Below are 24,819 nucleotides of genomic sequence, written 5' to 3'. Positions count from 1 at the left end.
GCGAGGGGCGTCAGGATGCCGCGGGGATCGATGACGGGCCGCGGGTCGGCGCTGCCGTTGTGCACGACCGTGATGCGCTCGCGCGCCACTCCGAGGTGGCGTTCGATGCTCGCCGCCGCAGCGTGCGAGACGGTCAGCACACGGTCGGCCGTCCGGGCGGATCGGCGCATGAGCAGCGAGGTCACCGCGCGCTGGGCGCGTTCGGCGAGGCCGCCGGGCACTTCGTCGTAGATGGCATCGTGCACGGTCACCACGCGCGGCACACCGCGGAGGATCGGACCGAAGTTCGCCGGTGCCCAGACCAGATCGGCGCGCGCCCGACGAGCGAGCAGGTCGGTCCCCGTGACGGCCCCCGCGGCCCACGTCGCCGGATCCGCGCCGACCCACGGGAGTGTCTGCACGTGGCCGGGGAAGAACGCCCGCACCGCCTCCGCGCCCACGCGGCCCGTCACGGCGGCGAAGCGCACGTGCGGCAGACGGTCGGCCAGACGGGGCAGGAGTTCGCGGACGTAGGTCTCGGTGCCCCCGCGAGAGCCGGTGAAACCGAGCAGATCGACGAGGATGCGTCGCTCGGCCATCAGCTCTCGATGACGGCTTCGGGGCGCTGTTCGCGCCGGGGCGTGGTCAGCACGCCCGAGAAGAAGCTCATCATGACCGTCTGGAAGCCGAGGATGATCAGGAGTGCGCTCGGGAGGGCGATACGTACCGCCTGCGCGGCGTTCTGCGTGCCGAAGTCGATCGCGCCCCACACGATCACCTGCACGACGCCGATGACCACGCCGAGGACGAACAGTCCGACGCCGATCAACAGGCCGCGCTCGGCCGACCACTTGGCCACGATGCGACGGTATCTCTCACTCGTCGGCAGGAACCCCTCCTGCGTGGCGTAGAGCTTCGTCAGCCAGAAGAACAGGAGCGATTGGAACCCGGTCACGCACAGCGCGCTGGCGTACACCATCGTCGTCACGTCGAACCCGACCCCGCCGACGTTCACGCCGCCGAAGGCGAGCACACCCACGATCAGGGCACCGAGGAAGAAGGCCACCAGGCCCGGGTAGACGAACAACCAGCGGGGGGCGAACAGCAGCAGGAAGCGCAGGTGGCGCCAGCCGTCGTGCCAGCTGCGCAGGTGCGGCGGGCGGGAGCGGCCGTCCTTCTTCAGCGTCGTCGGCACCTCTTCGATGCGGAAGCGGGCGAGCGAGGCGCGCACGACCATCTCGGAGGCGAACTCCATACCCGTCGTCTGCAGGTCGAGCTCGCGGATGCGGGCACGGTTGAAGCCGCGCAGACCGCAGTGGAAGTCGCGGATCCCGGGACGGAAGAACAGCTCGCCGATGAACGACAGCACCGGGTTGCCGAGGTACTTGTGCAGCGGGGGCATGGCACCGGGCTCGATGCCGCCGCGGAAGCGGTTGCCCATCACGAGGTCGGCGCCGGCGCGAAGGCGCTCCACGAACGGCTCGAGGTTCTCGAAGTCGTAGCTGTCGTCGGCATCCGCCATGATGACGTACCGGCCGTGGGCGGTGTCGATGCCGTTGATGAGCGCCGCCCCGTATCCGCGACGCGGGGCGTGCGAGACGCGGGCGCCCAGACGCTCGGCGATGGCCTGCGACCCGTCGGTGCTCCCGTTGTCGGAGATGAGGACCTCGCCCCGGATGCCGCTGCGCTGCAAGAACCCCTGCGCCTTGCGGATGCACACCTCCAGCGTCTCGGCCTCGTTCAGGCAGGGCATGAGGATCGTCAGTTCGACGTCCGTGGGGGCGGGAGTGGTCACGGGCTGTCTTCTTTCGTCTTCACCGCGGCGGGGCTCGGCAGCGGCAGTGCCGAGAGGATCCCTTCCACGGTGCGGCGGATGGTGCGAGTGCCGACGGCGGTGTCGTACCAGGCGCGCGAGGAGCGGCGCAGGTCGTCACCGCCGTCGACGACGTCCCGGATGGCCCGGGCGAGGTCGGCGGATCGGATGGTGGGCGAGACGACACCGTTGACGCCGTCGTCGATGAGTTCGGTCGCGGCGTTGCCCTCGTCGGCGACGAGGACGACCGGGGTGCCGTGGGCGTTGGCCTCGACGACGACGAGACCGTAGCCCTCACGTCGGGACGGGTTGGCGAGGGCCACGGCTCCGTGCAGCAGCCGGTCGAGTTCGGCATCCGACACGAAACCGGGGAAGTCGGTCCAGGACTCGCCGCCGACGCGCCGGACCTCGGTGCGGATGGCGTCGGAGCTCGGCCCCGTGCCCAGGATGACGAGCCGGAGGTCGGGAATGTGCTCGCGGGCGGCCGCGACGGCCGCGGGGAGCACCTCGACACGCTTGTCGGGGATGTGGCGACCGGCGTAGAGCACGTAGGGCGGGTTCGCCGCGGGGGAGGGGGCGGCCACCTCGACAGCACCGTCGATCAATCCGGGGCTCACCACGGGCGGTCGGCGGAGCCCTTCGCGACGCAGGCGGGTCGCGGAGAGCTGGGAGTGGCAGGTCGCCAGCGGGGTGATCGCGATGGCGGCACGCTGCAGCACCCAGGCGATCGTGCCCGTGATCGAGCCCGAGTACTCGACCCACTGCCGGCGGTGCCACACCTCGAGGTAGTCGACGACGAGCTTCGTCCCCGAGCCGAGCAGCGCGAGACGCGCGGCGAAGACGTTGAAGATCGGCAGGCCGCTGACGATGACGGCGGCGTAGCGACGACGGCGGCGGAGCAGGCTGCCGAAGAGCGACGCGGCATAACGGAGGGCGGCCGGGATGCGCCGGACTCCCCGCGCGTCGTAGAGGGACAGACGGGGAGCGATGGGCACGATCCGGAAGCGATCTTCCGTCGGCGTCGGACCGTCCCACTGCACGGATGTCAGGTAGTCGACATCGAAGCCGAGGTCGCCGAGCACATCCGCCGATGCGCGGTACTGGCGCTCGCCGCCGCCCGTCGTGAAGGGGAAGAGGCAGTCGTAGGCGACGGCGATCGTCGAGGAGCGCGCCACGGTCAGCACCCCTCGATGCGGAAGAGCCGCGCGTTCGGGCCCTCGGAGTCCACGAGCTTCAAGTGCGTGCCGGGTGAGAGGTCTTGAATGCCGTCGTAGGCGGCGGCGCCGGCGGGGTCGATCACGTCTTGGCGGCCGAAATCCAGGACGTAGTCGATGCCGATGTCGTCGACCGCCTGGCACACGGCCGGGTCGGAATCCACGTTCCGCAGATTCGCGTTGAGGAAGAGCTGATCCGGAGACGGCGAACCGAAGATGTGTCGCTGAGTCACCTCGCGGCCCGCGAAGGCCAGAGCCAGCGAGGTTCCGGTGCGGGGGCTTCCGGTGATGAGGGCGTCGGGAGGCGTCTCCTCCGGGAGGCGTTCCAGCAGCGCCTCCTCGTCGGACGACAGGATCAGAGAGCTGTCGGTGTAGGCGTACGCCTCGCGGACCTGCACCAGGGCGATTCGCACGTTCGGCCCGACAGCGACCGAGAAGATCGCCAGAACTCCCACCGCGGCGGCCACGGGCATGATCCACCTCGGGAGCCGACGTGTCGATGCCCGGTCGAGGGCGAAATCGACGAGCGCGAGGGCGCCCAGTGTGGCCACGGGGATCGCGACGAGCGGCAGGAGCGCAGCCAGTCGGTTGGAGTCGTTGTACCAGGGATTCGTGAGGAACTGCCGAAGCGGATGGTCGATGCGCAGGCCTGATGCGACGACGAAGAGGAGGACGGCAACGGCGAAGGGTGCGAGCATCGGCAGCCAGCGTGGTCGACGTATGACGGTGATCAAGCCCGTGACGAGGAGGATCGTCACAAGCACGGTCGGGGTGAATCCCCGGGGTGCGGCGAACAATCCCTCGCCCAGAGCCTGCGCCGTCTGCTGCCACGGGCTCCATCCGGAGTGCTCGGCGCCCGTGCGGAAGATGGTCAGCGTCGCGACGAGAGCGACGCCGAGACCGACCGTTGCAGCGACCAACGCGACGATCGACGCGCGTGTCCGTTCGGTTGCGGCCGCGATCGCGAGTGTCGTGATGACGACAGCGGCGGCGAAGAACAGCAGGCTGAGGAAGGCGTTCGGGTGGCCGAGGAATGTGCCTCCGGCGAGGAGCGCGATGAGCAGGGCCGAGCGCACCCACGCCGGTGCACCGCGTTCCGTCAGCGCCGTCACGACCGCGGCCAGCGCCGCAGGCACCATCGCGTACCCGACGAGGTTGGGGTAGAGGACGCCCCAGTTGAAGAACAGCGCCGGAAAGGCGCCGAAACCGGTCGACAGAGCCGCCGCGACGACGAACGCCGTGCGTCGCTGGGCGAAGAAGGCGCCGGTCAACGCCATGGCGGATGCCGGCCAGAGGATCGACACGATCGCGAGATTCGCGCCGTTCACCGCAACCGGGACCGTCGCTCCCGTCAGCTCGGCACCGAGAGTCGTGAGCGAGTGCCAGGCGTGCGGATAGAACCCGATATCCGAGGTCGCACCGATCTGGAAGGGGGAGGAGTTGCCGGTCTTCAGCGCGAGGCCGATCGCGTTCAGATGGACGATGTTGTCGAACCGCTGGGCGATGTTGTCCGGCGAACCGAAGGCGCGTGCGAAGAAGACGGCACTGACCACGGCGGTTGCGGCCAGGGACAGCAGGGCGACGAGTGCGGTGCGCCGCCCCGCGGGGGGAGCGTCGGCACCAGCCGAGCGGCGCAGAAGCAGAGCCACCCCGACCACCAGCACCGTCACCAGCACGACGGGAACGAGATTCCACGTCAGTCCGATGAGCGGAGCGATGGTCGATGCGACGGCGGCGAGCGTGGTGGAGATCGCCGGCGCCAGAAGAAGACGCTGGGGGCTGCGCCAGCCCCAGCCGGCGACGACGACCGCGGCGCCGGGGATGATCAGAACGGCCGCGACCACGAGGTACGACGGAATCGCGCTGATCCAATCACCCATGCAGTTACGTCCCCATCCGCCGCTTTTCGACACGTCATCGTATCGGACGGTCACTGCGCGGCCGCTGAGCGCCGCCCCGGTGCTCGCAGGTGCCGCGGGTACTATTGAGCGCTGTGCCCGTAGGGTGCTCCCTGTTCTTGACGTGAAAGTCGTGTGCGCTCTATGGATCTCCTCATCGTCGGTTCGGGCTTCTTCGGCCTCACCATCGCGGAGCGCGCGGCCGCCGCCGGCCGCAAGGTGACCGTCATCGACCGCCGTCACCACATCGGTGGAAACGCCTACTCGGCGGACGAGCCCGAGACCGGCATCGAGGTGCACCAGTACGGTGCTCACCTCTTCCACACCTCCAACCCGACCGTGTGGGAGTACGTCAACCGCTTCACGCAGTTCACGAACTACGTGCACCGCGTCTACACGACGCACAAGAACGTCGTGTTCCCCCTTCCGATCAACCTCGGCACGATCAACCAGTTCTTCCAGGCGGCGTACACGCCCGACCAGGCGCGGGCGCTCGTGCAGAAGCTGGCGGGGGAGTTCGACGCGAAGGATGCCGCGAACCTCGAGGAGAAGGGCATCGCCCTCATCGGACGCCCGCTGTACGAGGCGTTCATCCGCGACTACACCGCGAAGCAGTGGCAGACAGACCCGAAAGACCTGCCCGCCGAGGTCATCTCCCGTCTGCCCGTGCGCTACACCTACGACAACCGCTACTTCAATGACACGTGGGAGGGCCTGCCCGTCGACGGGTACACCGCGTGGCTGGAGCGGATGGCGGATCACCCGAACATCGAGGTGAAGCTGTCGACCGACTACTTCGACGAGTCGCAGCCGCTGAACAAGAAGTCCACCGTCGGTCAGGTGCCCGTGGTGTACACCGGCCCGGTCGACCGGTACTTCGACTACGCCGAGGGCGAGCTGTCGTGGCGCACGCTCGACTTCGAGCAGGAGGTGCTGCCGATCGGCGACTTCCAGGGCACGAGCGTCATGAACTACGCGGATGCCGAGGTGCCGTACACGCGCATCCACGAGTTCAAGCATTTCCACCCCGAGCGTGCCGATCGCTATCCGACCGACAAGACCGTCGTCGTCCGCGAGTACTCGCGGTTCGCCACGCGCGCCGACGAGCCGTATTACCCGGTGAACACCGCCGACGACCGCACCGGCCTGCTCGCGTACCGCGAGCTCGCCAAGGGCGAGCGCGACGTGCACTTCGGCGGGCGCCTGGGCACCTACCAGTACCTCGACATGCACATGGCGATCGGTGCGGCGCTCTCGATGTGGAACAACCAGCTCGCGTGATGCCCTCGTGCATCTGACCCTCGGGTCCCACACCCTGTCGGCGAGCGCTGATCAGGCGGACGAGGGGCGCTGGGCGTACCGGCCCGACATCGACGGGCTGCGCGCCGTCGCCATCCTGCTGGTCGTCTCGTACCACGTGTGGTTCGGCCGGGTGTCGGGCGGCGTCGACGTCTTCCTGATGCTGTCGGCGTTCTTCCTGACCCGCGGATTCGTCCGGAGGATGCCGGGACCGACGCCCATCCGCCCCGTTCCGCACCTGCTCGGGGTCTTCCGCCGGCTGCTCCCGGCGGCGGCCGTGACCCTCGTCGGCATCCTGGTCGTGGTATGGGCGGTCTACCCCGAGACCTCCTGGCGCGCCGTGTGGGAGCAGACCTGGGCTTCGCTCACGTACACGCAGAACTGGCTGCTGGCGGCGGATGCCGTGGATTACTACGCGCGAACGCAGGCGACGAGTCCGCTCCAGCACTTCTGGTCGATGTCGGTGCAGGGCCAGGCGTTCGTGCTGTGGATCGCGCTGCTGGGGCTGTGCCAGGTCGTTGTCCGGCGGTGGGGGTTCTCACCGGACCGAGTCGTCGGCTCGGTGTTCGGAGCGGTATTCACCCTGTCGTTCGCCTATTCGGTCGCGCGGACAGCGTCCGCGCAGCAGGTGGCGTACTTCGACACCGGAGCGCGCCTGTGGGAATTCGCCGCCGGCTCCTTGCTCGTGGTGGTTCTTCCCCACCTCCGTCTGGGCCCGACCGCCCGAGCCGTCGTCGGCTGGGCGGGGATGGCGGGACTCCTCGTCTTGGGCATGATCCTCGACGTCCGTGGGGGGTTCCCCGGTTTCCTCGCCCTCTGGCCGGTGCTGTGCGCGGTCGCCATCGTCGCTTCCGGCACGGGGGAGAGCCGTCACGGACCGGCGCGCCTGCTGGCATCCCGTCCCCTGCGCGCCGTGGGCCGCGACGCCTACGCGCTCTACCTGGTGCATTGGCCGATCCTGGTGACGTTCCTCGTCGTCAACGATCGCACCGAAGTCGGGCTCGCCGGTGGTCTCGGGATCGTCCTTCTGTCGCTGATGCTCGCGCGGGCGCTGACGTGGGCCGTGGACCGACCGGTGCGGGCGTGGCGCCGGGCGGATCCGTCTCCCCTCGTGCCGATCGCCGTGCTCGCCGCGGCCGCCGCGGTGGTCGCGCTGCCGGTCGGCGCGTGGCAGACCACGACCTGGATGAAGGAGCGCGCGGTCGAGGCGCGCGAGCAGATCACGAATCCCGGGGCCGCGGTGCTGCGCGAGCCCGCTCTCGCGGACGTTCCGCAGGACGCGCCGATGCTGCCGGTTCCGACGCTGCTCGACGCCGAATGGACCCAGCTCGACCGCGAATGCACCGGGGAGTGGGCCACCGGCAGCGAGGAACTGCACGGCACGTGTTCCGAGACCACGCACACCGCACGGGCGCGTCACACCGTGGTGGTCATCGGCGACTCGCACGCTCAGCAGATCACGGCCGCCCTGCTCCCCTCTGCGGAGGCGAACGGCTGGGGCGTCGTCTTCCTCATCAAGGGCGGGTGCTCGATGGGCCTCGACGAGCCCGGTATGGACGAGCTGTGCGACTCCTGGCGCGCGGCCGCGGTCGACCTCGTCGAACGGGTGCAGCCGGATGCCGTCCTGACGGTCGTCACGCGCTCCGATGCCGGCGAGGACGACGAGCGGGTGCGCCCGGGCGTCGACCGTTTCGTCGACCGGATGAGCGCCGCGGGCATCGAGGTGCTGGGTGTGCGAGACAACCCGCGATTCGCTTTCGACATGTTCGGCTGCGTGGTCGGCGCCGCTGATCCCCTCGATTGCGCCGTGCCCCGCTCGGCCTCCCTCGCCGACAGCAATCCCGCCGCCGCCCTCGAGCGGCCCGGGGTGCGTCTCATCGACCTGACCCCGTGGATCTGTCCCGACGATCTGTGCGTGGGCGTGATCGGCAACGTCGCGGTCTACCGCGACGACAACCACCTCACTCGGATGTACGCGCGCACCCTCGGCCCGTCGCTCGCGGAGCAGCTCCCCTCGGGGCTCGGTTGAGGAAACCTCGCGATCAGACGACCGGCTGGGATCGCTCCAGCGGAGGCATCGGCTTCCACGAGTCGTCGCGCGAGATCGCGCGTCCGTCACGGAGCCCGCGGAACAGATGGCTGGTACCGCTGATCTTGCGCTCCACGACGACGAGGCGGATGAGCTCTTTCACGAACGTCAAGACCGTCCCCGCGGTGAAGGGCAGAGCGCGGTACTCACCGAGCGCGCGGTAGTACTTCTGCAGGTACGCGCGGTTGCGCATGATGTAGTACCGGTACGCGTCGCTCGAGGCGTTCATGTGGCGGATGCCCATGTCCCACTGCTTGATCTCGCGGGTGCGGCGCAGCACGAACTCGTCGACGATGACCGACGGCGTCTCGCGTGAGGCGAGCCAGCCGTAGAGCTGGTCGTCCCAGTAGATGAAGAAGCGGGGGTCGGGCAGTCCGATCTTCGCCACGATGTCGCGGTGGATGAACATGCCTTCGAAGCAGCCCGAGTTCATCGGCTTGAAGCCCGAGTCGTCGAACGCCGCGGGCGCGTAGGGGATCGGGATCGCCATCGACTCGGCGATGCGGTACTGCCAGTAGAACTCGCTGCCGTCGTAGTCGTAGCGGCGACCCTGGATGCTGCGGAACCGCGGGGCCCATCTCCCCATGCGCGCAAGACCGTCTGCGACGACCTCCACGTCGTCGTCCATGAGCCACATCCACTCGGAGCCGAGGTCGTAGGCGACCCGCACGCCCTCGCTGAATCCGCCCGATCCACCGGTGTTGGTGTCGAGACGACGGTAGACGAGCTCGGTGGGCAGGCGATCGCGGAACGACTCCACGACAGCGGTGGTGTCGTCGGTCGAGGCGTTGTCGATAATCACGAGACGCCCCGGGGCGGGCGACATGCGCTCGATGCTCTCGAGCAGACGCGTGAGGAGGTGCGTGCGGTTGTAGGTGACGACGACGATGGTCGCGGTCGTGGGGTCGAACGTGCTCACGAGAGCTCCTCGAAGGTCGCGCGCCACTGCTGTTCGGAGACGAGGTCGGGCAACGCGCGTCGGTACTGACGGGACAGGCGCGGCCACTCGCGCTGCAGACGGCGGTGCAGCCGCCAGCTGTCGACGAGCATGCGGCGGAACTGCGCGCGATCGCGCGTGTAGATGTTCTTGCCCGAACCGTCCGCGGCGCTCACCAGCGCGCTGTCGTAGAGGGGCACGCGCCACCAGTGCGCGTCGCCCTTGCCGAACTCGACCTCGGGCTGGGCGAGGTTCTCGGGCTTCGGGGTGTGGATCCAGTGCGAGATGAGCGTGCGCGCGGTGAAGGTGCGCAGCGCGACACCGGTCGGACTGTCGAACTCGTTCTTCTTGAGCCGCTTGAAGACCTGGCGACCGTGGCGCGAGCGCAACGGCACCCCCGAGTCCTTGTGCACCACCGTTTCGGGATGCTTCTTGGCGACCGTGCGCGCCTCGGGCATGGCCGTCGCGAGCCCGCGGCGCATGTGCTCGGGGCCCGAGAGGACGTCGCGCAACGCGCGGTGGCGCAACTCGACCGGGTAGTACTGCATCATCATGAGGTGCTTCAGGTCGACGCGGCGGCTGTGGCGGATCAGGGTGCCGCCCATCGGTGCGCGCGAATGCAACAGGCCCGCCACGATGCGGTTGCGGGCGTGGAAGTACGCCTGCCAGTCGATCGAGTCGTCCTTGCCGATCCACGACACGTGCCAGAGCGCGACGCCCGGCATGGAGACGGTGGGGTACCCGGCATCCCGCGCCCGGACGCAGAACTCGGCGTCATCCCACTTGATGAAGGCCGGCAACGACAGGCCGATCTCGCGGAGGATGCTGGTGGGGATGAGACACATCCACCAGCCGTTGTAGTCGGCGTCGAGTCGCATGTGCAGCAACGGCGACTGGCGCAGATTCGCGACGCTGAAGTCGTGGGGGAGGCGCTCCTGGAACAGGGCCCGCCACATGAACGGCGCGTCGTCGACGACCTCGGCCCACGCGTGCAGCTTGGGCCGATCGAGCAGGTCGAACATGTGCGCGCCCACGATGGTCGGGACCGACGCGTAGCGGCCGAACACAACCGACCGACGGATGGACTCCGGTTCGATGCGCACGTCGTCGTCGAGGAGCTGCACGAAATCACTGCCCTCGCGCGCGAGGGTCTCGACCATGGCACGGGCGAAGCCGCCCGACCCCCCGAGGTTGGGCTGGCGGATCACCTGGAGCGTCTCACCGAGTCGTTCGGCGACGGCGGGGTAGGCGTCCTGAGCCTCGACGAGGTCGGTGCCCTGGTCGATGATGAAGACGCGGTCGACGACATCGAGCACGTCGGGGGCGTCGGCGAGGGCCGCCAGGGTCTCGACGCAGTAGTCGGGTTTGTTGTACGTCGTGACGCCGATGCTGGCCTTACCGCCCCGCACGGGCTCCCGCTCGGTGGTCCATTCGGCGCCCTCGAAGATGGCGTCGGTGGTGTCGGCTGCGACGTCGAACCAGATCCAGCCTCCGTCGCTGTACTGGTCGAGCACGAGATCGAACGAGCTGGCCGTCGCCTGGCCGCGTACCTCGCGCGTCTCGATGCGCTGCTTGGTGCCGCCGCCGTTCGAGCGGTAGACGAGGATCGTGGCATCCCCGCTCGTACGCACGGTCAGGCGCACCTGCCGCACGGCCGTCCAGTGCTGCCAGTAGGACGCGGGGAACGCGTTGAAGTACGTGCCGAACGACACCCGGCGTCCCGCGACGATGCGGGCGCGGTGGCGATCGAGGATGTTCGCCAACTGGGCGACGTTGGTGACCCGGACCGGTTCTTCGTCGATCGTGGACCACGTCTCGGGGTCGACGTACAGAGGGAGAAGATCCGGATCGCGGTCGAGCGGGAGGACGGCGTTCTGCAGGGTGTACGTCACGAAGAGATCTTTCGTCTAGGCGCAGCGGCCGCGGACGGCCAGCGGGAAGTCTACCCGGCGCTCTCCGCGCGACCCTGGACGGCCGCCGACGCTCACGAGTCCTGCGGACGGCCGTTCTCGACCGAGGCGCTGATCTCACCGGCGCCGTGACCGACGATCGGGGTCTGTTTGATCTTGGAGCCGAACAGCACGACGAACATCCACCCCCACAGCAGCAGTGGTCCGGACTCGGTAAGTCCCTGGACGACCAGCAGCGCGCCGACCAGCGTCGGCAGGAGCGTCAGCGGCGAGTACGGACGGTCGTCGCGCAGGTCCCAGCGGGGACGGTCGACGGCGAAGAACCACGAGCGCCAGACGTAGGCGAAGAAGACGAGGGCGAGCAGCACCACGCCCACGACGCCGAGCTGCAGGTAGGCGTCGAGCCACATGCTGTGGGCCTGCACGACCGTCTGGTCGTGGTCGACGATCCAGCCGTCGATGAGCGGCTCCGTGGGGATCCACGGCGTCGAGAATCCCCAGCCGACGAGCGGGCGCTGACCCGCGCGCGCCAGCACGTCCGCCCAGATGCCCTCGCGTCCGAGCAGGTCGGCTCCCCGGCCGAGCACGCCGAACACCGCCTCGCGTCCGAGCCACAGGGCGGTGCCGAAGCCCAGACCGATCGCCGCGTAGAGCAGGTACCAGCGTGTGCGCTCGCCGGGACGGCGGGCGGTACGCATGACGAGGACGGTGCCCAGGACGAGCGCGACGAAGCCGGCGGCGATGAACGCGGTGGCGGAACCGGCGCGCACGAAGAGGAAGCCGGCCACGAGGGTCCAGGGGATCAGCAACGCGCGGCGCGGGGCTCCCGACGCCATCCGGACGCCGAACACGATGATGGCCACGAGCATGGCCGCGGCGAGCAGATTCGCGTCGCCGAAGAGGCCCTGGATGCGTCCGCCGTCGAAGAGGTTGTCGCGCGACCAGTAGAAGATCGGGTCCACGCGCTCGGACGGCACGACGAAACCGGGGAGCAGGGGTCCGCGCACGAGCAGGGACACCGCCACCTCGAAGAGCAGCGAGAGCCCCACGACCCACTTCGCCGCCGAGGCGACGGCGCGCACGACGTCGCGCCACGTGAGCACGGCCCCCACGAACAGGCCCTGGAACGTCGTGATGACGAGCAGGAGCCAGGTGAGGACGGATGCCGCGGGCCAGGCGCTCCACGCGATCGACGCCATCGCCCAGCCCAGGTACGCGAACGCCAGCCAGGGCAGACGCCGGACGGCCATCGGCGGACGGGTCACGACCCAGATCACGGCGGAGACGACGGCGGAGGCCACCGCGACCACGGCCGCCACGACGGCGCCGGCGGCGTTGACGAGTCCCACGCCCCCGAGGGCGAGCAGGATGACGAGAACGCACCACGCCCGCAGCAGCAGGTGCCCCGTCGTCTCGCGCGGGGGCGCCGTCGGCAGCGCCGACACGGGGTGATTCGTGTACATCGCCATGATGGGTTCAGGCTACCCGTCGGCATCCGGCCGCGTTCGGTGCTCGCACTATGCTGACGCCCGTGCTTGTTGCGATCTCGAATACGCCCCGCGACTACGCCTGGGGCAGCCCGACGCTCATCGCCGACCTGGAGGGACGCGAGCCCAGCGGCGCCCCGGAGGCGGAGATCTGGTTCGGCGATCACCCGGGTTCGCCCGCCGTGGTGCACGACGGCGGCGACCGGACGCTCGACGCGTGGTTGCCCGCCGTCGCGGACGACCTCGACGTGCCCGCGAAGCTGCCCTACCTGTTGAAGCTCCTCGCCGCCGGGGCGCCGCTGTCGATCCAGGTGCACCCCTCCAAGGAGCAGGCCGTCGAGGGCTTCGCCCGGGAAGAGGGTGCGGGGATCCCGCGCGACGCGGGATCGCGCAACTACAAGGACGACAATCACAAGCCCGAGGTGATCGTGGCGTTGAGCGACACCTTCACCGCGCTCGCAGGCCTTCGCGACATCGCGCGCACCCGCGCCCTGGTCGACGCCCTCGGTGATGCGCCCGCCGTCGCGACGCTCCGCGCGCACCTGGCAGCGGACGACGCCTCCGAAGCGCTGCGCGCGACCCTCGGCTGGCTGCTCGGCGGGGCCGACGCGGGGCAGATCGCGCAGATCGTGGATGCCGCGGCATCCGCCGAGTCCGCCACCTTCGCCGCCGAGCTGGAACTGACCCGTTCGCTGCACACGGCCTACCCGGCCGATCCCGGGATCGTCGTCGCGCTGCTGATGAACCTCGTGGAGCTGCGCCGCGGCGAGGCGATCTTCGTCCCCGCCGGCGTTCTGCACGCCTACGTCGCGGGGTTGGGCGTGGAGATCATGGCGGCGAGCGACAACGTGCTGCGCGGCGGCCTCACGCCCAAGCACATCGACGTGGACGAACTGCTCTCGCTCGTCGACTTCCGTCCTGCGGAGCCGCCTTTCCTGCGCCCGACGCCGGTCGGGGACGCCGAGCTGTTCGCCCCCGGCATCGCCGACTTCGCGCTGGGGCACCTCGCCGAGGGCGCCCCGGCGCGTCTCGACCTGCGCGGCGTGGCGATCGCCCTCGGCGTGACGGGGTCGTCGACGCTGACCGGTGCCTCCGGTGCAGCGATCACCCTCGCCGCCGGCGAGGCGGCGCTGATCACGCCCGACGAGTCGCCCGTGTCGAGCGATGGCGCCGGTGAGGTCTTCGTCGCCATGCCGGGGGAGTGACCGCGACACGCCGGAGCGCGTCCTGAAGGTTCACGTCGGCCTTGAGGGTTTACCATCCGCGACTTGACCAATCCGAATCACACGGGTGTAATTATCTCTACGCGCAAGCCGCGTCATGGGGGCTCGAACGAGGGGGAGGATGATATGGCGACGTCGCAGTACCGGTCCGGTGTTCCGGACAACTGGTTCGTAGACCCGGTCGACCTCGGTGTTCCCGGCGTTCGCCGTGACATCGACGCCACCGAAGAGAACACCCTCGCGTGGCAGACCGACGCGCTCTGCTCGCAGACCGACCCCGAGGCCTTCTTCCCCGAGAAGGGCGGATCGACGCGCGACGCCAAGCGCATCTGCACCTCGTGCGACGTCAAGAGCGAGTGCCTCGAGTACGCCCTGCAGAACGACGAGCGCTTCGGCATCTGGGGCGGCCTCAGCGAGCGCGAGCGCCGCAAGCTCAAGCGTCGCGCCTGAGCCGCGCGCGTACCCGCTACGCGTGGGGGCGATCCGACGGCCGACGGCGCGGCGTCCGCGATCGTGAGAAGGCGGACTTAGGCTGATCCGCGTCATGCCCGACCGTGTACACGCCATCCTCGTCGTGCGTCCCGAAGGACGCACCCCCGCGGCGAACCATCTTCAGCGCACTCTCGCAGCTCTCGATGCGCAGACCCGTCGCGTCGACGCCCTCACCATCGTGCTGTGCGGCCCCGACGCCGAGCTCACTCGGCTGGCCGCCGGGTCGGGAGCCGAGGGCGTCATCACGGCATCGGCCGGGACCTCCTTCGCCGCGGCCACGGCGCTGGCCACCCCCCGTCTGACGGGCGACACGGTCTGGCTCCTGGCGCAGGACACCGCCCCGGATCCCGACGCGCTCGAGCGCCTCGCGGGTGCCCTCGAACTCTCCCCGCCGCTCGTGGTCGCCGCCCCCAAGCTCGTCGACTGGGACGACCGCGACGTCATCCGCTCGCTGGGCGTGAGCATGAACCGGTACGGCGCCACCGTCGACCTCGTCGCCGGCGAACTCGACCAGGGGCAACGCGACCGCGCTTCCGACGTCCTCGGCGCCGACGTCCGCGGAGTCCTCGTGCGGCGCGACGCGTGGACCGCGCTCGGCGGACTCGATCCCGCCCTCGGCGGTGCCGACGAGGGCCTCGACCTGGGAGTGCGCGCACGACTGGGCGCGCGCCTGGTCGCCGTGGTCCCCACCGCCCGCGTCGCCGTCGCCGGTGACGGTGTCGCGGCCATGGCCCGCGGTCGCCGCCGCGCGCGCCGCCGCGCGTTCGCGACCCGCACGGCGCAACTGCACCGTCGTCTCGTGTACGCCCCCGCCCCGGCCGTCCCCCTGCACTGGCTGTCGTTCCTGCCCCTCGCCCTGTGGCGGACCTTCGTGCACCTGGTGACGAAGGTTCCGCACCGGGTGCTTCCCGAGTGGGGGGCGACGCTGCTGGTGATGGCGCGGCCGACCGCCGTCGCCCGGGCGCGGCGGCGCATCCGCACGGTCCGGAGCGTCGGATGGTCTCGGATCGCGCCGCTGCGCGTCTCGCGCGCCGAGATGCGCGTGCGCTGGCAGGGCGACGTGGGCGATCCCGACGCCCCCGTCCGCAGCGAATTGAAGTTCTTCGTCGGGGGCGGCGCCTGGGTGGTCCTGGGCGCGCTCGCCGTCTCGGTGGCGCTGTTCGCCCCCCTGCTGGCGTGGCCGGTGCTCGGTGGCGGCGCGCTCGCCCCTCTCCGGGCGAACGTCGCCCAGCTCTGGCAGGACGCGGCCTGGGGGCAGCGCCCCCTCGGACTGGATGCCATCGGTCCCGCCGACCCGTTCGCAGCGCTCGTGGCGCTGGTGGGAACCCTGTCGCCCGGCGATCCGTCGCGGGCGTTCGTCGTGCTCTGGGTTCTCGCGCTCCCGCTCGCGGTGCTGGGCGGGTGGTTCGCCGCCACGCGTGTCACCGAGTCGTCGCTGCTGCGCATCGTGGCGGCGATCGCCTGGGCGCTCGCCCCGACCTTCCTCGCCGCGCTCGTCGAGGGGCGCCCCGCGGGGGTGCTGCTGCACCTGCTGCTGCCGTGGCTGTTCTGCGCCGCGAGCGTCGCGCACCGCTCCTGGGCGCCGGCCGGGGCGGCATCCATCCTGCTCGTCGCGGTGCTCGCCTGCGCGCCGTCCCTGGCGCCCGCGGCGGTCGTGCTGTGGTGCGCAGCCCTCGTGGTCGTCGCCCTCGTCGCCGGCCGCGGCATCGCCCGCGTGGTGTGGCTCGTGATCCCGTCCGCGGTGATCTTCGCTCCGCTCGTCTGGACCCAGGTGCGAGCGGGTAACGCCTGGGGTCTGCTCGCCGACCCCGGCGTGCCGTTCGCGGGTGCCGAGGTCTCGCCCGATCCGCTCGGCCGGGCGCTGCTGGCTGCGGGGTTCCCCACCTCCGACCCGGGCGGGTGGGCGAGTCTGCTCGGTCACCCCGTGTGGTGGGTGGGCCTGCTCGTGGCTCCTCTCGCGCTTCTCGCCGTGCTGTCGGTGCTCACGGCGCGGTGGATCACGGCATCCGGGCTCATCGTCATCGCGGTTGCGGGTCTCGCCACCGCCTTCGCCGCCGTCGGCGTCGCCGTGTCGTTCGACGACTCCGCCGCCGCGGTGCCGCTCTGGGCCGGCTCCGGCCTGAGCCTGGCGTGGGTGGGTCTGGTCGGCGCGGCCGTCGTCGCCCTGGATGCCGGCATCCCCCACCGTGTCCGGGCACTTCGTCCGATCGGCGCGCTCGCGGCGGTGCTCGCGCTCGCGGTGGCCGTGGCCCCCGCGCTCACCGCTCAGCTCGCCGACGGCGCCGCACCGCGCACCGTGCTGACGAACGGGCCCGTCTCCACCCTCCCCGCCTTCGTCGCCGCGGAGGGGCGCGGCTCGCTCGCGATCGGCACGCTCGTGCTCGACCCCCGTGACGACGGACTGCGCGTCGAGGTGGTCTGGGGCGGGAGCGCCACGCTGTCCGGTCAGAGCACGGTCGAGGCCACACGCACCTCCGCCGATGACCAGCAACGCGAACTCGCCGCCCTCGCCGCCGACCTGGTGTCGCCGTCGACCGACGACGCCGTGGCGCGGCTCGCGCAGCGGGGCATCGGTTTCGTCCTGCTGTCATCGGCACCGTCGGCCCAGAATGACGTCGTGCTCGGCGACCGGCTGAGCGCTGCCACTTCTCTCGACCAGCGCGATCTGCTCGACCCCGTGGGGACGACCTCGCGCGGGGACCTGTGGCGCGTGAACACCGACATCATCCCCCGCCCGGCCCTGGACGACCACCGGGCGACCTTGCAGCGGCTCGTCGCTCTGGGCTCGCTCGGCGTGCTGGTGATCGCGCTGCTGCTCGCGGTTCCCACCGCCGCCTCGCGCCGCATCGCACGGCGCACCCCGCGCATCGTCGGACCGACTCCGAGAGGTTCGCGATGAGTGAGCGCCGTCTCGCCCGTTACGCCGCCACGAGCGCGCGCCTGATCGCCGGAGCGGCCATCGCCGCGGCCGCCGTCGTCGGCACGGTCGCCGCGATCGCGGTGCCCTGGCCGCAGTACACGGCGCAACCGGTGCGCCTGCAGACGACTCCGACGCCCAGCGACACCGTGCTGGCCTGCGACGGTCCGCTGCTGGCGCTCGGGCGCAGCGCCGACGCTGCGGGCAGCCTCAGCGCCGCCGCCCCGTCCGACATCGTGAGCGGACCCGCCGATGCCGGTGCGATCACGAGCGCGCTCGGCGGGGCGACGGGAGCCGCCGACGGCGACGCCCCCGTCCTGCGCNCGCGAGGGGGTCTCGACCTCGATCGCTGCGGCGACGTCGGCCACCGCATCCTCCGACGATCTCGTCGGCTTCGCGGCATCCGCCTGCCGCGCGCCGCTGGCGGAGTCGTGGCTGGTGGGCGGTGCGACCACGACGGGCGCGAACGACCTCATCGAGTTGGCCAACCCCGGCAGCGTGCCCGCGACGGTGCAGCTGTCGGCGTACGGCTCGCAGGGCGTGTCGACGCCGCCGAGCGGTCAGAACATCGTCATCGCGGCCGGCGAACGTCGCATCGTGCCCCTGGCGGGACTGCTGCTGGGGGAGGAGAGCCCCGTCGTGCGGGTGGTCTCATCGGGCGCCCCCGTGCACGCGGCGCTGCAGACGAGTGTGACCCGGGTGCTGCTTCCCGGCGGTGTCGACCAGGTGGCCCCGACCGCGCAGGCCGACACGAGCCTGGTGATGCCGGGGGTGCGGGTCATCGCGACCGGGGTGGGCCAAGCCGGAACCGTCCTGCGCCTCTTGGCGCCGGGTGCAGACGCCTCCGCCACCGTCACCCTCGTCCCGGTGGATGCCGCCACCCCCGCCCCCGCCGCCTTCGACATCCCGCTGACGGCCGGACTCCCCACCGCCGTCGACCTGACCGGCAACGCCGCCGGGGTGTACACGGTCGAGGTGTCGGCCACCGCTCCCGTCGTGGGTGCGACGTGGTCGACGACGGGCTTCGGAGAGGGCGCCGACTTCGCCTGGTACGCCGCGGCCCCGGAGATCGCCGACCCGAGCGTCGTCGCCGTGGCCCCCGGCTCGGGGGCGGCGGTCGTGCTCGCGGCCGGGACGAGCGACGCGAGCGTCACCCTCACCCCCGTCGAGGGCGGGGACCCCGTGTCGACCACCGTCGCTGCCGGTTCGAGCGCGGCGCTGTCGGTCGCAGCGGGTGTGTTCCGCCTCGAGACGACCGCGCCCGTGCACGCCGCCGTCACGTACGCCGGTGCGTCGGCGCTGGCGTCGTACCCGCTCTGGCCCGCCGATGCGGCGGCGTCGGCGGTCACCGTCCTGCCCTGATCGGCTGAGGCGGCCCACACCGGATCACGGATGCCGCGGGTGACGGCGATGTGCTCCGGATCCGGTCATCCCCTCGCACGAGGACGGCTCAGAAGAAGCGGAACCGCTCCGGCCCGAGGTCCCAGGGGTCGCGGTCGAGGTACTCGGCGGCCGCGCGGAACACGGCTCCCTCGATCATCATGCGACGGTGCAGATCGTCGTCCTGGTGCGGGTGCCCCAGGCGTTCGATGGGGACGCGGTAGAGGATGATGCGCTTCTGCTCCCGCAGAACCGTCCAGCGCGGGATGCCGTCGGCCGAGGCGGGGGGCATGACGCCGATCTCGAACGACACCTCGCGCAGGTCGGTCCAGGCCGAGCGCAGGAACTCGGCGGCCGTGCTCACCGCGATGTCGAACCTCTCGACGCGCGTGTCGATCGGGGGCAGCGGGGGGCGTACCACCGGGCTGCGGTTCTCACGCCCGTGCCGCCCGTGACGCGATGGGCGGGCGACCGGCCGCGCTTCGCGGGATCGGCGACGCATCATGCGCCCATCCTACGTTCGCCGGTGGGCGGGGACTGCGGTCGGCGTGTCCGGCGGTCTTCGATGCCCGTGGTCCGCGGCTCGAAGGCAGACGGATCGCCTCGGTTGCGGGCGGATGCCGCGGGACGGGGCGTCGCGCGTCGCGCGTCGTGCACAACGGCAGGGCAGGTGGCGTCACGCCGGAGATCTGGCATCCGGAGTCGGCGTGCCGGGCACGGGGCCCGTCGTTGTGCCTCGCGTGTGGAGCGACGGGCGCGGGAGCGGACGGACTGACGTGCGTGCCGATGGATGCCGGGTGAGTACGCCGTCTTCGGCGTGCGGCAGCTGCCGGCGCGGTGAGCCGGGCTTCGGCGCGGCGCGGAGGCGGCGGGGGAGGTGCTGGCTAGGCTGACCCGCGATGCGCGACAGACTCTGCTCGAAGGTGGGATGCGCCCGCGAGGCGATGAGCACCCTCACCTACGACTACGGCGACCAGATGGCGGCCCTCGGCCCCATGGGTCCCGCCGGTGACCCCCACGCGCACGACCTGTGCGCGATCCACGCCGACAGGCTGTCGGTGCCCAAGGGCTGGGTCGTCGTGCGCCACGAGACGCTGCGCACCTGATCCTCGCGCGGGCGCTGCCCCGATGGTGTCATCGGGGTGCGGGGCACGTTCCGCCGTCTGGGGCGTGGGAACCCCGCCTCGAACGGCGGAATCCGCCCCGCCCCGTCGGTGAGGCCCCGGCGCGGATCACGCCTGCTCGGTGAGCGCCGCGGCCCGGGAGTTCTCGAGCACGAGCGCGCGGTATTCGCGGTCGCGCCGCACGGCCGACACCGCACGGACGAACGTCTCGGCATCCACGGAGGGGTGGGGCGAGACGAAGGGGCGCACGGCTTCGGCGAGGGATGCCGCGACGCGGGCCCTCGCGGCCGGCTCCAGGGCATCGGCCCCGCGCACGAACTGCGACATGCGCGCGGCGAGACGATCCGGCAGGCGCGTGATGTCGGCGATCTCGGCCCAGGGCTCCAGACCGGGCGGCACTCCAGGAGCCGCGGGAGGCAGAGGACGTGTGCGCGTGCGTTCGCTCGCGGTACCGGCGAGAAGGTCGCCGAGGCGTTGCGCGCGGGGTGTGAAGATGCCAACGACGGCAGCGATGGCGCCCAGGGTGAACCACAGCTCGAGCACCCCCACCAACGCGCGGATGAAGGCCTGGCGGAAACCCGCGGCGCCGCCGTCGGTCCGCACGATACGGGCCCCCACGGCCAGGCGGCCGAGACTGCGCCCTCGAGACAGTGTCTCGACAGTCGTGGGCAGCACCACCATGACGATCACGAACAGCGAGATGACGCCGATGCCGGTCGCCGACTCCGGCAGGGTTCCCGCTCCGATCATCCAGAGCAGGAGCAGCGCGCAGCCCACCAGCACGGCCGCACCGACGAGGAAGTCGATGACGGCTCCGACCGCACGCAGGAAGAAGCCGACCGGCTGGACGTCGAGGGCGACGGCCTCGCCGGTGAGGGTTTCGTCCGCGTTCATGTGCACCACGGTCACCGGGGCGGCGGGGGTCGGAGGCAGAGCCATGCGTACAGTTGACCACATGGATCTCGACGCCCTCACGGCTGCCCGTCGGGACGAGTGGGCTCGCCTCGATGAGCTCGGGCGCACGCGGCATCTGAGCGGCTCCGAGGTCGACGAACTCGTCACCCGCTATCGCGCCGCTTCAGCCGATCTCGCCGACATCAAGACGTCGGCGGGGCGGACGCCCCAGGGCGATCACGTCTCGATCCTGCTGGCGCGCACTCGTCTGCGCCTCACCGGCGTCCGCGAGAACGTGCTCAAGCAACTGCCCCGCTTCTTCCTGCTGCAGCTGCCGGCGGCCCTCTACCGGGTGCGGTGGATGACGCTGGCGGTCACTGTGTTCTTCCTCCTGGTGTCGACGCTGGTGGCCCTGTGGATCTCGGGCGATCCCGCCGCGATCGCCGCGCTCGGCGCGCAGAGCGATCTGCAGAACTACGCCGACGAGCAGTTCGTGGACTACTACCGCAAGAATCCGAACGCGATCTTCGCGGGGACGGTCTGGACCAACAACGCCTGGATCGCGGCGCAGTGCGTGATGTTCGGGGTGACCGGGGTGTGGCCGGTGATGGTCATCATGCAGAACGCCGTGGGCGTGGGCCAGTCGGCCGCGATCATGATCGCCTTCGACCGCGCCGACGTGTTCTTCCAGTTCATCCTTCCCCATGGCCTGTTGGAACTCATGTGCATCTTCGTGGCCGGAGCGGCAGGGCTGCAGATCTTCTGGGCGTGGGTCGCGCCCGGCCGTCGCACGCGCGGCGAGGCCCTCGCCGCTGCCGGTCGCTCGCTCGCGACGGTGGCGGTGGGCCTCGTCTTCGCGCTCGCGCTGTCGGGCGTCGTCGAGGGATTCGTGACTCCGCGCGACTGGCCGTGGCCGATCAAGATCGCCATCGGCGCGGCGGCGCTGGGAGTCTTCCTCTCCTACATGCTGTGGCTGGGTGGACGGGCCGCGCGGGCCGGTGAGACGGGTGACGTCACGGAGTACGAAGCGGGGACCCCGACGCTGACGGCCGGGTGAACGGCATCCGGTATTCCGATCGTTCCTCGGCGTGTCATTTTTGATTCAATCAAAATTGGATAGGCTCGGGGCATGCTCGACAGTCGACCGGACGCTCCCGCGGATGCCCTCATCCGCGGGGCGGGCCTGCGGGTGACGGCGACGCGAATCGCCGTACTCGAGGCCCTCCGCGCCCGGCCGCACGCCACCGCGGACGACGTCTACGACGGGATCCGCGGCACCCTTCCCGGCACCAGTAAGCAATCCGTGTACAACGCCCTCGGCGACTTCGCCGACGCGGGTCTCGCCCGCCGCATCGAACCGGCCGGTCACTCCGGCACGTTCGAACTGCGCGTCGGCGACAACCACCACCACGTGGTGTGCACCGGATGCGGACGCATCGACGACGTGGACTGCGTCGTCGGCGCGGCGCCGTGCCTGCACATGCCGGAGGGGAGCGGCTTCGTCATCGAAACCGCCGAGGTGACGTTCTGGGGCGTGTGCCCCGACTGCCGAGCCGAGTCCGAAGCCGAAAAACCGAGAGGATCCCGATGAGCGACACTCTGAACGGATGCCCCGTCTTCCACGACGGCGCCGCCCCCGACGACAACCGACTGCCGGTGGGCGAAGCCCCCGCCGACAGCGAGCCCGCCGGCGCCCTGCCGCACCCGACCCAGGGGTCGGCCAACCGCGTGTGGTGGCCCGAGTCCCTGAACGTGAAGATCCTGGCGAAGAACAACGTGCTGCGCGACCCGCTCGACGACGACTTCGACTACCGCGCCGCTTTCGAGGCCCTCGACCTGGATGCCGTGAAGAAGGACCTGCAGGCCGTCATGACGACCTCGCAGGACTGGTGGCCCGCCGACTTCGGTCACTACGGCCCCCTCATGATCCGCATGGCGTGGCACAGCGCCGGCACGTACCGCGTGACCGATGGTCGCGGCGGTTCGGGCTCGGGCATGCAGCGCTTCGCGCCGCTGAACAGCTGGCCCGACAACGTCAACCTCGACAAGGCGCGCCGGCTGCTCTGGCCCGTCAAGAAGAAGTACGGCCAGTCGATCTCGTGGGCCGACCTCATGATCCTCGCCGGCAACGTCGCGCTGGAGGACATGGGCTTCCCGACCTTCGGCTTCGCCGGCGGCCGCACCGACGTCTGGGAGCCCGACGACGACGTGTACTGGGGCCCCGAGACCACGTGGCTCGGCGACGAGCGGTACACCGGCAACCGCGAGCTCGAGCGCCCGCTCGCGGCCGTCCAGATGGGTCTGATCTACGTCAACCCCGAGGGCCCCAACGGCAACCCCGACCCGCAGCTGTCGGCCCACGACATCCGCGAGACGTTCGGCCGCATGGCCATGAACGACGAGGAGACCGTCGCCCTCATCGCCGGTGGCCACACCTTCGGCAAGACCCACGGTGCGGCGAGCGATTCGCACGTGGGCGTGAACCCCGAGGCCGCCGACATCAACGACCAGGGCCTGGGCTGGAAGAACAGCCACGGCACCGGCAAGGGCGACGACACCATCACCAGTGGTCTCGAGGTCACGTGGACCTACCACCCCACCCGCTGGGACAACGAGTTCTTCCACATCCTCTTCGCCTACGAGTGGGAGCTCTTCCAGAGCCCCGCGGGCGCCCACCAGTGGCGTCCGAAGAACGGCGGGGGAGCCGACATGGTGCCCGAGGCGCACTCCGACGGCCGCCGCGAGCCCCGCATGCTCACGAGCGACCTGGCACTGCGCGTCGACCCTGCGTACGAGAAGATCTCGCGGCGTTTCGCCGAAGACCCCGCCGCGTTCCAGGACGCCTTCGCGCGCGCCTGGTTCAAGCTGACCCACCGCGACATGGGCCCGCGCGAGCGCTACCTCGGCTCCGAGGTCCCCGCCGAGGTGCTCGTCTGGCAGGACCCCGTGCCCGCGGTCGACCACCCGCTGATCGACGCGGCCGATGCCGCGGCGCTCAAGCAGCAGATCCTCGACAGCGGCCTCACGGTTCAGCAGCTCGTCACCACGACGTGGGCCGCGGCATCCACGTTCCGCGGGAGCGACAAGCGCGGTGGCGTGAACGGCGCGCGCATCCGTCTCGAGCCGCAGAAGAGCTGGACGGTCAACAACCCCGAGCAGCTGGCATCCGTGCTCGAGGTGCTCGAGGGCGTCAAGGCCGCCTTCGACGCGCAGGGCGAGAAGAAGGTCTCGATCGCCGACCTGCTCGTGCTCGCCGGCAACGCCGGTGTCGAGCAGGCCGCGCTCGCCGGTGGCGTCGAGGTGGAGGTGCCTTTCACCCCCGGCCGCACCGACGCCTCGCAGGAGCAGACCGAGATCGAGTCGTTCCGCTGGCTCGAGCCGATCGCCGACGGCTTCCGCAACTACGCCTCTCGCGAGGCGCGGCTGCCCGCCGAGTTCCTGCTGCTCGACAAGGCCAACCTGCTCACGCTCACCGCTCCCGAGATGACCGTGCTGGTCGGCGGCCTCCGCGCGATCGGCGCGAACTGGGACGGCAGCGACTGGGGTGTGTTCACCGACACCCCCGGCGCGCTGACGAACGACGTCTTCGCGAACCTCCTCGACCTCGGCACGACGTGGAAGCCGCTCGACAGCGGCAAGCACGCCTTCGAGGGCACCAAGGACGGCTCGGGCGAGAAGGTCGGCATCGGCACGCGCGTCGACCTGGTGTTCTCGTCGAACTCCGAACTGCGCGCACTCGCCGAGGTCTACGCCTCGGACGACGCGAAGGAGAAGTTCGTCCGCGACTTCGTCGCCGCCTGGCGCAAGGTCACCGAACTCGACCGGTTCGACCTGGTCTGAGTGCGACCCGCCGCGGCGCGGTCGTCGCGGCATCCGGAAGGCCCGTCCCTCACGTGGGACGGGCCTTTTCGGCGTTGCGGGGTGCGGCGCGGCGGTGGCGCGGATCATGGCGTGCGGCGTGCGGCGTGCGGCGTGCGGGGTGCGGGGTGCGGCGTGCGGCGTGCGGGGTGCGGGGTGCGGCGTGCGTTGGTCGCCGGTGTTGTGGTCGTGAGAAACGCGTCTCGCGGCGAGAAACAACGTGATGGGGCGTTTCTTCGTGTGGATCGCGTTTCTCGCGTCGGGTTGGGGCGGTGCGGGGCCGGTCGCGGTTGCCGGTGTTGTGG

Annotated in this window: 19 protein-coding genes and 1 pseudogene; 10 read left to right on the top strand and 10 right to left on the bottom strand. The window is 70.8% G+C overall.

Annotated features, from left to right (window positions below):
- Positions 1-65: 65 nt before the first annotated feature.
- The 4 genes and pseudogenes from ACTJJP_RS04865 to ACTJJP_RS04850 form a co-directional block, all read right to left on the bottom strand.
- Positions 66-578, bottom strand: a pseudogene (locus ACTJJP_RS04865) (glycosyltransferase); the annotation flags it as partial.
- Positions 578-1,774, bottom strand: coding sequence for a glycosyltransferase family 2 protein (locus ACTJJP_RS04860; RefSeq protein WP_440773894.1), 1,197 nt, complete (start codon positions 1,772-1,774; stop codon positions 578-580). The gene ACTJJP_RS04860 and the pseudogene ACTJJP_RS04865, both read right to left, overlap by 1 nt.
- On the bottom strand, positions 1,771-2,967 hold the full coding sequence (locus tag ACTJJP_RS04855) for a glycosyltransferase family 4 protein (protein ID WP_440773893.1): 1,197 nt from the start codon (positions 2,965-2,967) through the stop codon (positions 1,771-1,773). The genes ACTJJP_RS04860 and ACTJJP_RS04855 overlap by 4 nt, the downstream gene beginning before the upstream one ends.
- Positions 2,968-2,969: 2 nt before the next feature.
- Positions 2,970-4,886, bottom strand: a complete 1,917-nt coding sequence (locus tag ACTJJP_RS04850) for a DUF6541 family protein (protein ID WP_440773892.1) — start codon at positions 4,884-4,886, stop codon at positions 2,970-2,972.
- 162 nt (positions 4,887-5,048) lie between these two features.
- Between ACTJJP_RS04850 and glf the strand changes: the two genes are divergently transcribed.
- Positions 5,049-6,185 (top strand): UDP-galactopyranose mutase, encoded by a 1,137-nt coding sequence (gene glf, locus ACTJJP_RS04845; protein ID WP_440773891.1) that lies wholly within the window; start codon positions 5,049-5,051, stop codon positions 6,183-6,185.
- A gap of 7 nt (positions 6,186-6,192) precedes the next feature.
- The gene (locus ACTJJP_RS04840) at positions 6,193-8,232 is read left to right on the top strand and encodes an acyltransferase family protein (protein ID WP_440773890.1); all 2,040 of its coding nucleotides are present in this window, start codon (positions 6,193-6,195) and stop codon (positions 8,230-8,232) included.
- 13 nt (positions 8,233-8,245) lie between these two features.
- Here ACTJJP_RS04840 and ACTJJP_RS04835 read toward each other — a convergent pair whose 3' ends face one another.
- The 3 genes from ACTJJP_RS04835 to ACTJJP_RS04825 all read right to left on the bottom strand — a co-directional run bounded on the left by ACTJJP_RS04835 (position 8,246) and on the right by ACTJJP_RS04825 (position 12,608).
- Complete coding sequence (locus tag ACTJJP_RS04835; RefSeq protein WP_440773889.1) at positions 8,246-9,211, bottom strand: glycosyltransferase; 966 nt, start codon at positions 9,209-9,211, stop codon at positions 8,246-8,248.
- A complete protein-coding gene (locus ACTJJP_RS04830) occupies positions 9,208-11,121 on the bottom strand; it encodes a glycosyltransferase (RefSeq protein WP_440773888.1) in 1,914 nt (637 codons plus the stop codon). The genes ACTJJP_RS04835 and ACTJJP_RS04830 overlap by 4 nt, the downstream gene beginning before the upstream one ends.
- A gap of 92 nt (positions 11,122-11,213) precedes the next feature.
- Complete coding sequence (locus tag ACTJJP_RS04825) at positions 11,214-12,608, bottom strand: O-antigen ligase family protein (protein ID WP_440773887.1); 1,395 nt, start codon at positions 12,606-12,608, stop codon at positions 11,214-11,216.
- Between the two features lie 62 nt (positions 12,609-12,670).
- Here ACTJJP_RS04825 and manA point away from each other — a divergent pair, with 62 nt between their 5' ends.
- From manA to ACTJJP_RS04810, 3 genes are all read left to right on the top strand, one after another.
- The gene (gene manA / locus ACTJJP_RS04820) at positions 12,671-13,831 is read left to right on the top strand and encodes a mannose-6-phosphate isomerase, class I (RefSeq protein WP_440773886.1); all 1,161 of its coding nucleotides are present in this window, start codon (positions 12,671-12,673) and stop codon (positions 13,829-13,831) included.
- A gap of 144 nt (positions 13,832-13,975) precedes the next feature.
- Positions 13,976-14,299, top strand: coding sequence for a WhiB family transcriptional regulator (locus ACTJJP_RS04815; protein WP_058232110.1), 324 nt, complete (start codon positions 13,976-13,978; stop codon positions 14,297-14,299).
- 94 nt (positions 14,300-14,393) lie between these two features.
- Positions 14,394-17,240 carry a glycosyltransferase gene (locus tag ACTJJP_RS04810; RefSeq protein WP_440773885.1) on the top strand — a complete coding sequence of 949 codons (2,847 nt, stop codon included), beginning with the start codon at positions 14,394-14,396 and terminating at the stop codon, positions 17,238-17,240.
- A gap of 19 nt (positions 17,241-17,259) precedes the next feature.
- Here ACTJJP_RS04810 and ACTJJP_RS04805 read toward each other — a convergent pair whose 3' ends face one another.
- Positions 17,260-17,526, bottom strand: a complete 267-nt coding sequence (locus ACTJJP_RS04805; RefSeq protein WP_440773884.1) for a hypothetical protein — start codon at positions 17,524-17,526, stop codon at positions 17,260-17,262.
- Here ACTJJP_RS04805 and ACTJJP_RS04800 point away from each other — a divergent pair.
- Positions 17,511-18,620 (top strand): DUF5719 family protein, encoded by a 1,110-nt coding sequence (locus ACTJJP_RS04800; RefSeq protein ID WP_440773883.1) that lies wholly within the window; start codon positions 17,511-17,513, stop codon positions 18,618-18,620. The genes ACTJJP_RS04805 and ACTJJP_RS04800 overlap by 16 nt on opposite strands.
- Before the next feature lie 88 nt (positions 18,621-18,708).
- On the opposite strand, the gene ACTJJP_RS04795 is transcribed toward ACTJJP_RS04800, so the two are convergent.
- Positions 18,709-19,002, bottom strand: a complete 294-nt coding sequence (locus ACTJJP_RS04795; protein WP_440773882.1) for a hypothetical protein — start codon at positions 19,000-19,002, stop codon at positions 18,709-18,711.
- A 535-nt stretch (positions 19,003-19,537) separates the two neighbouring features.
- Here ACTJJP_RS04795 and ACTJJP_RS04790 point away from each other — a divergent pair.
- Positions 19,538-19,744, top strand: a complete 207-nt coding sequence (locus ACTJJP_RS04790; RefSeq protein WP_055958394.1) for a DUF3499 family protein — start codon at positions 19,538-19,540, stop codon at positions 19,742-19,744.
- Positions 19,745-19,870: 126 nt separating this feature from the next.
- Here ACTJJP_RS04790 and ACTJJP_RS04785 read toward each other — a convergent pair whose 3' ends face one another.
- The gene (locus tag ACTJJP_RS04785; RefSeq protein WP_440773881.1) at positions 19,871-20,701 is read right to left on the bottom strand and encodes an RDD family protein; all 831 of its coding nucleotides are present in this window, start codon (positions 20,699-20,701) and stop codon (positions 19,871-19,873) included.
- A 16-nt stretch (positions 20,702-20,717) separates the two neighbouring features.
- On the opposite strand from ACTJJP_RS04785, the gene ACTJJP_RS04780 reads away from it, so the two are divergent.
- From ACTJJP_RS04780 to katG, 3 genes are all read left to right on the top strand, one after another.
- Complete coding sequence (locus ACTJJP_RS04780) at positions 20,718-21,713, top strand: stage II sporulation protein M (RefSeq protein ID WP_440773880.1); 996 nt, start codon at positions 20,718-20,720, stop codon at positions 21,711-21,713.
- A 72-nt stretch (positions 21,714-21,785) separates the two neighbouring features.
- Positions 21,786-22,247 (top strand): Fur family transcriptional regulator, encoded by a 462-nt coding sequence (locus tag ACTJJP_RS04775; protein ID WP_440773879.1) that lies wholly within the window; start codon positions 21,786-21,788, stop codon positions 22,245-22,247.
- On the top strand, positions 22,244-24,496 hold the full coding sequence (gene katG / locus ACTJJP_RS04770) for a catalase/peroxidase HPI (RefSeq protein WP_440773878.1): 2,253 nt from the start codon (positions 22,244-22,246) through the stop codon (positions 24,494-24,496). Before ACTJJP_RS04775 ends, katG begins: the two co-directional genes overlap by 4 nt.
- Positions 24,497-24,819 lie beyond the last annotated feature (323 nt).

Source organism: Microbacterium sp. 22296, assembly GCF_052045385.1.
Classification (GTDB): domain Bacteria; phylum Actinomycetota; class Actinomycetes; order Actinomycetales; family Microbacteriaceae; genus Microbacterium.
The sequence above is the reverse complement of the archived record's forward strand: the minus strand, read 5'-3'. Positions and strand labels throughout refer to the sequence as shown.